A 13,599-nucleotide genomic window follows, 5' to 3' on the forward strand; every position below is an offset into this window, starting at 1 on the left:
CTCGGTGCCTCGATTCAAGATTCCGTACGGCCGACACGAGCAACAGTTCGGGCATCTCTACGTTCCCGACGAGGCGGTTGACGGCCCGATCCCGATCGTCATGCAGATCCACGGCGGCTTCTGGAGCGGGCAGTACGGATTGAATCTGGGCACCGCATTTGCCGTCGAACTCGCGCGGCACGGCGTCGCAGTGTGGAACATCGAATACCGCCGCCTCGGGGCGGGCGGTGGTTGGCCGGAAATGTCCGCCGACGTGAAAACGGCGTACGACGAAATCCCCGGACTGGTTGCCGCGAAGTCCTCGGCCGAATTCGATCTGAATCAGATTCGCCTGCTCGGGCATTCGGCCGGCGGACATCTTGCAGTGTGGCTGGCGGGAGAGAAGGACACGTTCACCCGGCCTGAACGGGTAATCGCGCAGGCTGCCGCACTCGATCTGGCGTCGGCAGGCGAGCGTGGACGACGGATCAGCTTCATCGAGGATCTGTTCGGCGTTCCGTTCGAAGCGGACCCGGATCTGTATCGCAATGCGTCGCCACAGCATCGACTGCCGATCGGCGTTCCCGTTGTGTGCGTCACGGGTGCGGAGGATCTGCAGGTGCCGGCCAAGGTGAGCTCCCGGTATGCGAAGGCTGCCGAAGCGGCTGGTGATCCCGTGGCACTGCGTGTGATCGAGGGCGAAGGGCACGACGCATTTCTCTCACCCTCGACCGAGTCCTGGCGGGTATCCCGCGAGTTGGTTCTCGCCGAAGACCCGCTGGCTCCGAGCACGTCAGACTGACACGGGGCCTTCTTGCGCAGGGGCCTTCTTGCCCGGCAGGATGAACGCCACGACAACTGCCCCCACGAACAGTGCAAGGCCGCCCGCCCAGCTGGCCGCCGAAATCGCGTCGGCGTAGGCACTGCCGGCGGCGTCGAGCAACGGCGCTGCCTGAGCTGCAGCCAAGGGGTTGCCTGCCATCTCTTCGGCGACCAACGAAGCGCCGCCGACGGATTCTCCCGACACCTCCATCGCGTACGCGGCCTGTTGCGCCAGCTCACCCGTCAACTGTGGAACCTGCATACCGCTGATGAATCCTGCGATCGAATCCTTGTAGCTCGCAGCGAGGATCGAGCCCAGGATCGCGATTCCCAGAGAGCCGCCGAGTTCGATGGCGGTGTCGTTGAGGCCACCAGCAGCGCCGAGATCGTCCTCGGAGAAGTTGTCCATGATGGCGTCGGTGGCCGGCGGTTCACTCAAGCCGATGCCCAGGCCGAGCAGGATCAGTGGGACAGCGAACATCCAGTAGCCCGAATCGCCGTCTACCTGCGTGAGAATCAGAACACCGACCGCGGCGACGACCATGCCGCCGACGATGGATGCCCGGACGCCGATCAGCGGAGTGATCCGGCCACTGACCACGGCGCCGATCGAAACGGCAATTGCCAAGGGCAGCAGACGAACACCGGTTTCGAGTGCGCCGTAGCCGAGGATGAACTGGAACTGCTGTGAGATGAAGTAGATGGCACCGAAGGCGGCCAGGAAGAGCAGAAGTACGGCTAGTGTCGCGCCGCCGACCATGCGCTGGCCGAGTTTGCGGACGTCGAGCAGTGGCTGCGGGTGACGCAGTTCCCAGACGACGAACGAGACGAGGCCGATCGCAGCGAGCATGGCGGCGCCGATGGGTCCGCCGGTCCACCCGAAGTGGAATCCGTTGATGATCGAGTACACGAGCGAGCCGATGGTGACCACCGAGAGTGCTCCGCCGATCCAGTCGATCCGGCCCAGGTGCTCGGCCTTGCTCGGCGGCACCAGGATTACGGCGGCGACGGCAGCGATTGCGGCGATCGGGACGTTGATCAGGAAAGTGATGCTCCAGGAATGGCTGTCGAGAATCCATCCGGCCAACAGCGGGCCGAGGGCAATCGCCAGACCCGACGTCGCCGCCCACGCCGCGATGGCGCGTGATCGCTCGGCTTTGGGAAAGGTAGCGACCAGAAGCGAAAGCGTCGCGGGCATGATGATCGCGGCGCCGACGCCCATGATCATTCGTGCCGCGATGACGGCGTTGGTGGTGTCCGCGATACTGCCGAAGACGGCGCCGCCGGCGAACACGGCGAGTCCGGCCAGAAGCGCTCCGCGGCGACTGTACTTGTCACCGATCACGCCGAAGAGCAACATCAGCGCGGCGTAGGGGACTGTGTAGCCGTCGATGACCCATTGCAGTTGCGTGCTGGTGAGCCCGAGGTCTCTGGTCATGTCCGGCGCCGCGACGATCAGCGCGGTATTCGCCATCACGACGATCAGCAGACTCAGGCACAACACCCCGAGCGCGGCCCATCGCCGTGAGTACGGCTGGTCCATCTCCGAGACAGGTTTGCTCATGAGTGTCGTCATGACGCGACTCCGTTCCTGATGATCGAAGAGACTCCTCGATCTATTTGCACACTGATGTGTAAGTTAATAACTTGCACACCGATGTGCAACTATGATTGACCTAGATCACAGTTGGGCAGTCGAAAGAGGTGGAACGCGCGTTGACGCATTCGGGCACAGTCGTTTCGGGAACTGCCGAATCGGGCGGAAGGCAGCGTCGTAGTCAGGCCGCGGCGAATCGCAATCGCATCATCGAGGCGGCGATCACGGCGTTCGCTGCTGATCCGGATGCGAGCATGGACGACGTCGCAAAGGCTGCCGGTGTGGTCAGACGAACCGTGTACGCGCATTTCGACAGCCGTGAGGCGCTGATCAACGGCATCGTGGACGAGGCGTCGACCGATCTCGTTGCTGCGCTGAGCCAAGCCGGTGAGCCGCCCGAGCGCCCGGATCTGGCGACTGCCGTACTGGCATTGCTGTCATGGCCGGTCGGAGATCGATTCCGGATGTTGCTCAGTTTTGCCCGCAAAGAGTTGGGGGAGCAGCGGATTCTCGATTTGATGGAGCCCGCGCGCGCCGTGAGTATCAGCGTCGTCGAGCGAGGTCAGCGTGACGGCACCTTCTCGACATACCTGCCGGCAGAGACTCTGGTAGCGATGACCGAGGCGATCACGATCACTTTGTTCGATCAGGCCAACAGTGGGCTCATCACGGACTCTGGCGAATCCTTTGCCGCCGTGTGCCTGGTCATTGCGGGTATCAGTCCGGACAGAAGCGCCGAGGTCGTCGCCGAAGCGTCGGAATGGATCCGAGAATCGCTGCCGTCCGGTCGCCGCGAGGATTAGGCCGGGACGATTAACAAGTGGGCCGTGTCCGACTCTGGCGCTAGACTTCGAAGTATCGAGGCTCACGAGTCGAGTGGGCTGATCGGACCAGAAAGCAGGCCATATTCACCACGTGAGTGAACACAGTGAACTCGACGGGAACCGTGTAACCACCATCACCGATCGCGCTCTGCCCGCAGAGCGCACCGTCCGTTCGAGTATGGATCTGGCGCCGGAGACCGTGCGTCAAATCCTGGGGGCGACGGACGAGAATCTCACCGCGATCGAACGTGAGCTTCGTGCCGACATTCATGTACGTGGCGGAACTGTCTCCTTGTCGGGGACGGCTGCAGACGTTGCGCTGGCAGAACGTGTGTTCAGTGAATTGGCGTCGCTGGCCGGTCGGGGGCAACCCATCGCACCGGATGCTGTTCGACGAACCATCGGCATGCTCACCAACGAGGTCGGCGAGTCTCCGGCCGAGGTGCTCTCCCTCGACATTCTTTCGCGTCGGGGCAAGACGATTCGGCCCAAGACCCTCAACCAGAAACGCTACGTCGACGCCATCGACGAGAACACCATCGTGTTCGGAGTCGGCCCGGCCGGCACCGGCAAGACCTACCTCGCCATGGCCAAGGCCGTTCAGGCGTTGCAGGCCAAGCAGGTCTCTCGGATCATCTTGACCAGGCCGGCAGTCGAGGCAGGCGAGCGACTGGGCTTTCTGCCCGGCACGCTGCACGAGAAGATCGATCCGTATCTGCGCCCGCTGCACGACGCATTGCACGACATGATGGATCCCGAGGCGATTCCGAAGTTGATGCAGGCCGGAGTCATCGAGGTCGCTCCGCTCGCTTACATGCGCGGCCGGACGCTCAACGATGCCTTCATCATCTTGGACGAAGCGCAGAACACCACGGCCGAGCAGATGAAGATGTTCCTGACCCGTCTCGGGTTCGGTTCCAAGATCGTGGTCACCGGAGACGTGACCCAGGTCGATCTACCTGGTGGGGCCCGTTCGGGTCTGCGTGCGGCATCCGAAATCCTCACCGGGATCGACGATATTCATTTCGCCACCCTCGACAGCAGTGACGTCGTACGTCATCGGCTGGTCTCCCACATCGTCGACGCTTACGAGCGTCACGAATCGGATCGGTCCGGCGAGTTAGCGGTCGGAAACCGGGCGCAGCGCCGCGCTGCACATGCTCATTCACCGCGACGGTAGGCTGATCGACGCATCAACCCCTACTTTTCCCAGGAAAGAGCGTCGCACATGAGCATCGAGGTCTCGAACGAATCGGGCATGGACATCTCCGAACCGGAGTTGATCAGCGTTGCCCGTTTCGTGATCGCTCGGATGGATGTCCATCCGGCGGCCGAGCTGTCGATGGTTCTCGTCGACTCCGCGACGATGGCGGATCTGCACGTTCGCTGGATGGACCTGCCGGGCCCGACCGACGTCATGTCATTCCCGATGGACGAACTCGAGCCGGGTGGCCGTCCTGATTCCCCGGAGCCGGGACCGTCGATGCTCGGTGACATCGTGTTGTGTCCGTCTTTTGCCGCGGATCAGGCTGACAAGGCCGGGCATTCACTGGCTCACGAACTTGCCCTCCTGACCGTCCACGGTGTGTTGCACCTCCTCGGCTACGACCACGCGGAGCCGGAAGAGGAGAAGGAGATGTTCGGCTTGCAGAACAGCCTCCTCGAAGAGTGGTACGAAGACCTTCGCCGTATCGACCGCGAAGCAGCACTGGCCGAACGCGATCAGAAGCTGCTCGGTAAGACCGGTTTCGTCGACGGAGTGGACCGATAACAGTTATCCGGGGGTTCTGTAGTGAGTAGCGCCATAGCGCTCTTCGTTCTGGCGATTGCTCTTGTCCCGGTCGGTGGTGTCTTCGCGGCCGTCGACTCGGCGCTCAACACCATTTCGTCGGCGCGCATCGACGAGATGGCAAAGGAAGAGCGAGCCGGCGCCGCGCGCGTGCAGCGCATTCTGACCGATCGTCCGCGATACGTGAATCTGATGGTCCTGCTTCGCATTTTGTGCGAGATCACGGCCACCGTCGTACTAGTTGGCGGTCTGATCGACATCCTCTCGTTGGGCTGGGCGCTGACCGTCACCGCGGTGATCATGGTTCTCGTCTCGTACGTGGTCATCGGTGTCGGACCGAGAACGCTTGGGCGCCAACATGCGTACTCCATCGCGATGGCCGCGTCGTTACCACTGCTGTGGATCGGTGTTCTGCTCGGGCCGATCAGTCGCGTCCTGATCCTCGTGGGTAACGCCTTGACCCCGGGTAAGGGCTTCCGCAACGGTCCGTTCGCTTCGGAAATCGAGTTGCGTGAACTCGTGGACATGGCGCAGGAACGCGGCGTCGTCGCCGACGAAGAACGCCGAATGATCCAGTCCGTCTTCGAACTCGGAGACACGTCGGCACGCGAGGTGATGGTGCCTCGCACCGACATGGTGTGGATCGAAAATGACAAGAATGCCGGACAGGCGACGTCGTTGGCCGTGCGCAGTGGTCACTCGCGCTTGCCGGTCATCGGGGAGAACGTCGACGACGTGCTCGGTGTCGTCTACCTCAAGGATCTGGTCAAGCAGACCTATCACCTGCCCGACGGCGGCCGGAACGTCAACGTCTGCGAGGTCATGCGGCCGGCGGTCTTCGTTCCCGACTCGAAGCCACTCGACAGCTTGCTGGCCGAGATGCAGCGCGACCGCAATCACATGGCGATCCTTGTCGACGAGTACGGCGGAATCGCCGGGCTGGTCACGATCGAGGACGTCATCGAAGAGATCGTCGGTGAGATCGCCGACGAGTACGACGAGGACGAGACGCCGCCCATCGAGGATCTCGGCGACGGAATGTTCCGCGTATCCGCGAGGCTTCCCATCGAAGACCTCGGCGAATTGTTCGATCTCGAACTCGAACTCGACGAGGTGGAGACCGTCGGCGGGCTGATCGGATACGTGCTCGGCCGAGTTCCGCTTCCTGGTTCCGAGGTGGAATACGACGGTTTGATCCTGCGCGGTGAGGGAACCAACACGGGCCGAGGCCGGGTACGCATCAGCACGGTGTTCGTGCAGCGTATCCCGCGGTCCGAAGACGAAGAGACAGAAGACACCGATGACTGAGCGAGTGTTCAGCGAGGAGCAAGTTATGAGCAAGAACGAATTCCGGTCAGGCTTCGTGTGTTTCGTGGGTCGACCCAATACGGGTAAGTCCACGCTGACCAATGCGTTGGTCGGCAGCAAGATCGCGATCACGTCCTCGCGCCCGCAGACGACGCGCCATACGATTCGTGGCATCGTTCACCGCGAGCATGCGCAGCTGATCCTGGTGGACACCCCTGGACTGCACAAGCCGCGCACATTGCTCGGGCAGCGCCTCAACGACCTGGTTCGTGACACGTACTCCGAGGTCGACGTCATCTGCCTGTGCATCCCGGCCGACGAGGCCATCGGGCCCGGAGACCGCTGGATCGTGCAGCAGATCCGTCAGATGGCGCCCAAGACCAAGCTGGTCGGCATCGTCACCAAGATCGACAAGGTCAGCCGCGACGCCGTCGGAAAGCAGTTGCTTGCGCTGTCCACCGTGCTCGGCCCCGAATCCGAGGTCGTTCCGGTGTCCGCGAAGTCGGGCGAACAGGTCGAGATCCTGGTCGACGTCCTCGCCGGTCTGATGGACGAGGGCCCGGCCTTCTACCCGGACGGCGAATTGACGGACGAGCCCGAAGAGGTGCTCATGGCCGAACTAATCCGTGAGGCTGCGCTCGAGGGTCTCGGTGAGGAATTGCCGCACTCCTTGGCCGTGGTGATCGAGGAGGTCATCCCGCGCGAAGGACGCACGGAGAAGCAGGGCGAGATGCTGGACGTCCACGCGTTGCTCTACGTCGAGCGGCCCAGCCAGAAGGGCATCGTCATCGGTAAGGGCGGAGCGCGTCTGCGGGAAGTCGGTACCAGTGCGCGCCTGCAGATCGAGAAGCTGCTCGGTGTGCGGATCTTCCTGGAGTTGCACGTCAAGGTCGCCAAGGACTGGCAGCGCGACCCGAAGCAGCTCGGCCGGTTGGGCTTCTAGGGCCTCCGGCCCCGTGAGCGGTTAAGGAGTCCAGGGACTGCCTAACCACTCACAGGGGCCGGATGACCCTCAGGATCGCCGCGCCGATGTCCTGCTCGTCGACGCCGGTGGCCAGGCGTCGGAGTTGGAGTCCAGTGATGACGGCAACGAGCGTCGATGCAATCGATTCGGGATCCGGTACGCCGAGTGCCGTCAGAATCGTGACGGTCAAATCGTCGTAGGCGGCAAAGCATTCGACCGCCACTTCATGGAGTTCGTGGTCGCGGCCGGCGGCGATGTACATCTCGAACGGCGCGATCCGCTCGGCCGAGAACGAAAGATCTCGCGTCACCTTCTCAGCTATTGCCGCGGCATCCTCGACGCTGAGACCTTTGTGGCGGTACTCCTCGGCCAAGGCGCGCAGGCGCGTCGTCTCGTCTGTCACGAAACGAGACAGAGCAGCGCGGAGCATGTCCGACTGGCTCGCGAAGTGATACGTGATCGATCCGAGTGAGACGCCGGCCTGCGCGGCGATGCGCCGGTTGCTCACACCCGGGATGCCGTCGGTACCGACGACGTGCAGAACGGCGTCGAGTATTCGCTCGCGAACGTCCCGGTTACTCATCGGGTCACCACCACGGCTCGGGGCGGATCTGATCCCAACGCAGGACCGATTCCAATTGTGAAGCGAGGGAGACCAACAGAGGTTCGGTGTTCTCGTTGCCCATCAACTGCGCACCGATGGGCAGGCCGGCCTTGCTGAATCCGGCCGGCACGTTGACCGAGGGCCAGCCGAGGACGTTCCACGGCCACGCGTACGGGCAGGCGCCGGTCATGACCTTGTCGGTGTCCCAGCCACCGATGCCGTCGATCGCCGTCGCCATGATCGGTGGAGTTGCCGTCGTGGGTGCCAGGACGACGTCGTAGGTGTCGAAGATCGCTCCGATCCGCTTTCGCATCCGCGGTTCGGCCGCGCGGGCCGCGCGCAGTGGCGCACCACGAAGTAGCTTGCCGTTCTGTGCATTTCCGCGTGTTCGGGCATCGACCAGTGTCGGGTCGGGAACGCGTCCGAGCCAGTCGTGGACCCCGACGAGTGAGCGGGGCAGAAAGTTCAGGCCGAAGATCAGGCCGTATGCGGGATCGTCGACGACGACGTGGTGTCCGAGTTCCCGCAGCGTGTCGGCGATCGAATGAACCGCCAGGCGCACTTCCGGGTCCAGCTTCACAGGAGTGGCGGTGAACGGATTACGAAGGGAAAGAGCGATTTTCAGTTTTCCGGGGTCGCGTCCCACCGCGTCGCTGACGGTGACCGGTGTCGGCTTGTGGAGATCGCCGTCATGGTTGCCGGCAGCGACGTCGAGCAACAGTGCCGCGTCGGCGACGGTGCGAGCGAGCGGGCCGTTGACCGTCAGGCCGTAGAAGGCTTCGGCGTCGGGCCAGGTGGAGATGCGCCCGCGCTGCGGCTTGATTCCGACGAGGTTGGTCCAGGCCGCGGGGATTCGGATGGAACCGGCTCCATCGGAACCGATTCCGGCGCTGACCAATCCGGCAGCGACGGCCGCCGCGGTGCCGCCCGACGATCCGCCTGGAGTGTGGTGACGCGACCACGGATTGCGCGTGTAACCGAAGGCTGAACCGCTCGTGAGCGGCCACTGGCCCAGTTCCGGGCTGTTGGTCTTGCCCACGATCACTGCGCCGGCGTCGCGGAGGCGTCGAACCATCTCCGAGTCCTCGGTCTTGGCCGGGAAATCGCCAGGGCAACCGAAGGCGGTGGGTTCGCCGGTGATGTCGACGTCGTCCTTCACTGCGATCGGCACGCCGAGAAGAGGTAGGCGCTCGCCGAGTGCGAGACGCCTGTCGGCCTCGGCAGCTTCTTCGAGTGCCTTCTCGCGCCGCACGATCTTGAACGCATTGAGGTGAGGCTGAGTGGCCTCGATCCGGCTCAGCGTTGCCTCCGTGGCCGCGACGGACGAGGTAGCACCCGAAGCCAGACTCGCAACCTGGTCGACAAGGCCGGGGGCGAGATCGTGGTCGGTTCGAGAAGTCATCAGGTTCCCTTCGCAAAACTGTTCGTTCGAACGAACAGTAACTTGTTTCAGTATTAGCGAACTTGGGTTCCGCGTCAAGATCGCGTCAAGACGCCAGGTCAGTGCGTAAGTGGATCGTCAGAGACACGGAATCGGCCTCTCTGGAGGTCGAAGCTGAGAGAGCGCATCCGGTCGAGGGCGACCGAGCGTCATGGCTGCGATGCACAGCAGCACGGCAAAAGATTTCGAAGAGGGAAGCTCATGGCCGATCTGGCCTACGTTGCTCTGATTCTCGGTGGTTTTCTCGTGTGCGCGCTGGTGCTGCGCGCCCTACAGGCGAGCGCTCCCAAATGACGGTTGCCGGTGTGGTCAGCGTGGTTCTGATCGCCGTCGCCGCGGCATTGGTCATTTATCTGCTCGTTGCACTCGTAGATCCTGAGAGGTTCTGATGTCGCCCGCTCTTGCAGCCGGCCTGCAGATCGCTTTTGTCCTCGCCGTTCTGGCAATTGCCTACGTTCCGGTGGGCGACTACATGGCACGCGTTTACACGTCGACGCGAGATCTGCGGGTCGAGAGTGTGATCTACCGCGTCGGCCGGATCGACTCGCGGGCCGAGCAGACGTGGTACGGCTACGCCGCAAGCGTTCTCGGATTCTCGTTGGCGAGCGCATTGTTCTTGTACTTTCTCCAACGGATTCAGGGTGTACTACCGCTGAGTGACGGACTGTCCGGCGTCAGCCCTGCCGTTGCCTTCAACACCGCGATTTCCTTTGTGGCGAACACGAACTGGCAGTCGTACACACCGGAAACGACGATGAGCAACTTCGTTCAGCCCGTCGGCCTGGCGGTGCAGAACTTCGTCTCTGCCGCAGTCGGGATGGCGGTGGCCATCGCATTGGTTCGTGGCTTCATTCGGGTTGCCCGGGGCGGCGAGATCGGCAACTTCTGGGTCGATCTGACGCGTGGTTCTCTGCGCATCCTCCTCCCGTTCTCCTTCGTGATCGCCCTGATCCTGTTGAGCCAGGGAGTGATTCAGTCGTTCCACAACGGTTTCGCCTCCACCGGCCTCGACGGCAATGCGGTGACCAATGCACTAGCTCCCGTCGCGTCCCAGGAAGCGATCAAGGAACTCGGCACGAACGGCGGCGGGATCTTGGCTGCCAACTCGGCGCACCCGTTCGAGAACCCCACCCCGCTGAGCAATATCGTCGAGATTCTGGCGATCCTGTTGATTCCGGTCTGCCTCACACGAACATTCGGAACTCTCGTCGGTGATCGTAGGCAAGGCCTCACCCTGCTCGCAGTGATGGGAATCCTGTGGAGCGGACTGCTCGCGGTGACGCTCGCTGCCGAATCCGGCGCACGCGGTGTTGCCGCCACAGCAGCTGGTTCGATGATGGAGGGCAAGGAAGTTCGCTTCGGAATCCCCGGATCGGCATTGTTCGCGGTGGCGACCACGGGAACGTCGACGGGTGCGGTGAACTCGGCCCACGACAGCATGTCGCCCCTCGGCGGCGGCGCGGTCCTGCTCAACATGTTGCTCGGCGAAATCGCGCCGGGCGGAGTCGGAACCGGCCTCTACGGGATTCTTGTGCTGGCGCTGATCGCAGTGTTCGTCGGCGGACTGTTGGTCGGTCGCACGCCCGAATACCTCGGCAAGAAGCTGGGTCGACGCGAGATAACCCTTGCGGCGCTGTCGATCCTGGTCATGCCCGCACTGGTCCTGATCGGTACCGCCATCACCGTGATCCTCGGTTCGACCACCGGTTATCAAGGCAACGGGGGAGATCCGGGCACGCCGGGATCGATCCACGGGTTCAGCGAGGTGCTCTATGCCTTCGCTTCCGCCTCGAACAACAATGGCAGCGCGTTCGGCGGTCTGACCGTCACCAGCGACTGGTTCCAGTCGTCCCTCGGAATCTGCATGCTCCTAGGCCGATTCCTGCCGATCATCTTCGTTCTCGCTCTGGCCGGTGCGCTGGCCTCTCAGAAGAAGGTGGCGCCGACGGCCGGCACCCTCCCCACATCCGGTCCGATGTTCACCGGCCTGTTGACCGGAACCGTCGTTCTTGTTGCTGCACTTACATTCTTCCCGGCCCTCGCGCTGGGCCCGCTAGCGGAGGCTCTTCAATGACCGTGCGTATCAGTGAGAAACCCGTGGTAGCGCAAGACGCTGCCGACAAGGTTGATCCAGGGCAGTCCCGTCAAGTACACGCAGGCGTATTCAACCCGCGGCAGATGATCACCGCGTTGCCGGGGGCCGTACGCAAACTCGACCCACGCCACTTGGCGCGTAACCCGGTCATGTTCGTGGTGTTCGTCGGCTCCGTCATCACCACCGTCATGGCGATCGCCGATCCCTCGGTGTTCTCCTGGGTGATCACCCTGTGGCTCTGGTTCACGGTGATCTTCGCGAACCTCGCCGAATCCGTGGCCGAAGGGCGAGGCAAGGCTCAGGCGGCCAGCCTGCGCAAGGTCAAGCAGGACACCACAGCGCATCGGATCACGATGAGCGGTGCGATCGAATCGGTTTCCGGCACCGAACTGGTGGTCGGCGACCGGGTGATCGTGGTTGCCGGCGAGGTCATCCCCGGCGACGGCGACGTGGTCGAAGGTATTGCCTCCGTGGACGAATCGGCGATCACCGGTGAATCCGCCCCGGTAGTCCGTGAATCCGGTGGCGACCGCTGCGCCGTCACCGGTGGTACGACGGTTCTCTCCGACCGGATCGTCGTGGAAATCACCGCAGCACCGGGCAGTTCGTTCGTGGACCGGATGATCGCGCTCGTCGAAGGCGCCTCGCGTCAGAAGACACCCAACGAGATTGCGCTCAACATCCTGCTCGCGTCGTTGACGGTCATCTTCCTCCTCGCCGTCGTAGCCATCGGCCCGATGGGCTTGTACGCGGGGCACGAGCAGGATCCGATCAAGCTGATCGCACTCCTCGTCTGCCTGATCCCGACGACCATCGGAGCGCTGCTCTCGGCAATCGGTATCGCGGGCATGGACCGCCTCGTCCAGCGCAACGTTCTCGCGATGTCGGGGCGTGCCGTGGAAGCTGCGGGCGACATCGACACCCTGTTGATGGACAAGACCGGAACCATCACCTTCGGCAACCGCCGGGCGACCGCGCTCCACCCGGCACCCGGCGTATCCGCCGACGATCTTGCTGCGGCAGCGCGCTTGTCGAGCCTGGCTGACGGAACTCCCGAGGGACGGAGCATCGTCGAGTTGTGCGCAGCAGAGTTCTCTCTCGCGGCCGAACCGACGCTCGACGAGGAACGCGCCGAGTTCGTTCCCTTCACGGCACAAACGCGGATGAGCGGACTCGACCACTCCGGACGCCAAATCCGAAAGGGTGCAGCAGACGCGGTGATGCACTGGGTCGTCAGTGGCGGTGGACATGCAGAGACCGCGGTGACCGATACCGTGAACGACATCGCCCAAGCCGGCGGAACACCACTGGTAGTTGCCGTCAAGCACGGTGAGAGCACCTCGATCCTCGGCGTGATCGCGTTGTCCGACGTCGTCAAGCCGGGAATGGCTGACAGGTTCGCCGAACTCCGGGCGATGGGTATTCGCACGATCATGATCACCGGCGACAATCCGTTGACCGCGAAGGCGATTGCCGATGAGGCGGGCGTCGACGACTTCATGGCGGAGGCCACCCCGGAAGACAAACTGGCCCTGATCCGGAAGGAACAGGAAGGCGGACGTCTCGTCGCGATGACCGGTGACGGGACCAATGATGCGCCCGCCCTTGCCCAGGCGGATGTCGGGGTCGCGATGAACACGGGAACCTCGGCAGCCAAAGAGGCCGGGAACATGGTCGATCTCGATTCCGATCCCACCAAGTTGATCGAGGTAGTGGAAATCGGCAAGCAATTGCTGATCACCCGCGGCGCCTTGACCACATTCTCGTTGGCGAACGACCTGGCGAAGTACTTCGCAATCCTGCCGGCATTGTTCAGCGGCATCTACCCGCAGCTGGACGCGTTGAACATCATGCGGCTCGCCACCCCCGAATCGGCGATCGTCTCGGCCGTGATCTTCAACGCCTTGGTGATCATCGGGTTGATTCCGTTGGCGCTCAAGGGTGTTCGATACCGACCGTCGACAGCATCGCAGTTGCTCGGACGTAACCTGCTCGTCTACGGTCTCGGCGGTGTGATCACACCGTTCGTCGGTATCTGGTTGATCGATCTCGTCGTGCGTTTGATTCCTGGAATTGGGTGACCTGACATGCGTTTCACTATCGGTTTTGCCAAACAGGTGTGGGCGGGTTTGCTCGTATTACTTGCACTCACGGTCGTTCTCGGTGTGATCTATCC

At 63.0% G+C, this 13,599-nt stretch carries 12 protein-coding genes; 9 read left to right on the plus strand and 3 right to left on the minus strand.

What is annotated here, in order from left to right; all coding sequences use genetic code 11:
* Window positions 1-4: 4 nt before the first annotated feature.
* Window positions 5-781 (plus strand): alpha/beta hydrolase family protein, encoded by a 777-nt coding sequence (locus tag AC1DWA_RS30170; RefSeq protein WP_021333395.1) that lies wholly within the window; start codon window positions 5-7, stop codon window positions 779-781.
* Here the strand turns inward: AC1DWA_RS30170 and AC1DWA_RS30175 are convergent.
* Window positions 773-2,377, minus strand: coding sequence for an MFS transporter (locus AC1DWA_RS30175; protein WP_092763355.1), 1,605 nt, complete (start codon window positions 2,375-2,377; stop codon window positions 773-775). The genes AC1DWA_RS30170 and AC1DWA_RS30175 overlap by 9 nt on opposite strands.
* A gap of 128 nt (window positions 2,378-2,505) precedes the next feature.
* Here AC1DWA_RS30175 and AC1DWA_RS30180 point away from each other — a divergent pair, with 128 nt between their 5' ends.
* From AC1DWA_RS30180 to era, 5 genes are all read left to right on the plus strand, one after another.
* Window positions 2,506-3,201, plus strand: coding sequence for a TetR/AcrR family transcriptional regulator (locus tag AC1DWA_RS30180; protein ID WP_020908189.1), 696 nt, complete (start codon window positions 2,506-2,508; stop codon window positions 3,199-3,201).
* A gap of 112 nt (window positions 3,202-3,313) precedes the next feature.
* Window positions 3,314-4,402, plus strand: a complete 1,089-nt coding sequence (locus AC1DWA_RS30185) for a PhoH family protein (protein WP_019749020.1) — start codon at window positions 3,314-3,316, stop codon at window positions 4,400-4,402.
* 48 nt (window positions 4,403-4,450) lie between these two features.
* Window positions 4,451-4,993, plus strand: coding sequence for an rRNA maturation RNase YbeY (gene ybeY, locus AC1DWA_RS30190; protein WP_003944525.1), 543 nt, complete (start codon window positions 4,451-4,453; stop codon window positions 4,991-4,993).
* Between the two features lie 21 nt (window positions 4,994-5,014).
* Window positions 5,015-6,319: a hemolysin family protein gene (locus AC1DWA_RS30195; protein WP_256064288.1), complete on the plus strand. Its 1,305-nt coding sequence runs from the start codon at window positions 5,015-5,017 to the stop codon at window positions 6,317-6,319.
* Window positions 6,320-6,344: 25 nt separating this feature from the next.
* Window positions 6,345-7,262, plus strand: a complete 918-nt coding sequence (era, locus tag AC1DWA_RS30200) for a GTPase Era (protein WP_020908188.1) — start codon at window positions 6,345-6,347, stop codon at window positions 7,260-7,262.
* Window positions 7,263-7,311: 49 nt separating this feature from the next.
* On the opposite strand, the gene AC1DWA_RS30205 is transcribed toward era, so the two are convergent.
* Window positions 7,312-7,866 (minus strand): TetR/AcrR family transcriptional regulator, encoded by a 555-nt coding sequence (locus tag AC1DWA_RS30205; protein ID WP_477847020.1) that lies wholly within the window; start codon window positions 7,864-7,866, stop codon window positions 7,312-7,314.
* A gap of 4 nt (window positions 7,867-7,870) precedes the next feature.
* A complete protein-coding gene (locus tag AC1DWA_RS30210; RefSeq protein WP_042450174.1) occupies window positions 7,871-9,289 on the minus strand; it encodes an amidase in 1,419 nt (472 codons plus the stop codon).
* A 329-nt stretch (window positions 9,290-9,618) separates the two neighbouring features.
* Between AC1DWA_RS30210 and kdpF the strand changes: the two genes are divergently transcribed.
* From kdpF to kdpB, 3 genes are read left to right on the plus strand one after another with little or no spacing between them, the layout of a single operon-like run.
* Complete coding sequence (kdpF, locus tag AC1DWA_RS30215) at window positions 9,619-9,717, plus strand: K(+)-transporting ATPase subunit F (protein WP_007731078.1); 99 nt, start codon at window positions 9,619-9,621, stop codon at window positions 9,715-9,717.
* Window positions 9,717-11,402, plus strand: a complete 1,686-nt coding sequence (gene kdpA, locus AC1DWA_RS30220) for a potassium-transporting ATPase subunit KdpA (RefSeq protein ID WP_019749015.1) — start codon at window positions 9,717-9,719, stop codon at window positions 11,400-11,402. Before kdpF ends, kdpA begins: the two co-directional genes overlap by 1 nt.
* Complete coding sequence (kdpB, locus tag AC1DWA_RS30225) at window positions 11,399-13,504, plus strand: potassium-transporting ATPase subunit KdpB (protein WP_020908185.1); 2,106 nt, start codon at window positions 11,399-11,401, stop codon at window positions 13,502-13,504. The genes kdpA and kdpB overlap by 4 nt, the downstream gene beginning before the upstream one ends.
* Window positions 13,505-13,599 lie beyond the last annotated feature (95 nt).

The sequence above is a fragment of the Rhodococcus sp. P4_F3_2 genome (assembly GCF_056401335.1).

Coding starts and splice junctions, on each gene's coding strand:
- AC1DWA_RS30175 (WP_092763355.1), bottom strand. CDS start 2,377: ATGACGACACTCATGAGCAAACCTGTCTCGGAGATGGACCAGCCGTAC.
- ybeY (WP_003944525.1), top strand. CDS start 4,451: ATGAGCATCGAGGTCTCGAACGAATCGGGCATGGACATCTCCGAACCG.
- era (WP_020908188.1), top strand. CDS start 6,345: ATGAGCAAGAACGAATTCCGGTCAGGCTTCGTGTGTTTCGTGGGTCGA.
- AC1DWA_RS30205 (WP_477847020.1), bottom strand. CDS start 7,866: ATGAGTAACCGGGACGTTCGCGAGCGAATACTCGACGCCGTTCTGCAC.
- AC1DWA_RS30210 (WP_042450174.1), bottom strand. CDS start 9,289: ATGACTTCTCGAACCGACCACGATCTCGCCCCCGGCCTTGTCGACCAG.
- kdpF (WP_007731078.1), top strand. CDS start 9,619: ATGACGGTTGCCGGTGTGGTCAGCGTGGTTCTGATCGCCGTCGCCGCG.
- kdpA (WP_019749015.1), top strand. CDS start 9,717: ATGTCGCCCGCTCTTGCAGCCGGCCTGCAGATCGCTTTTGTCCTCGCC.
- kdpB (WP_020908185.1), top strand. CDS start 11,399: ATGACCGTGCGTATCAGTGAGAAACCCGTGGTAGCGCAAGACGCTGCC.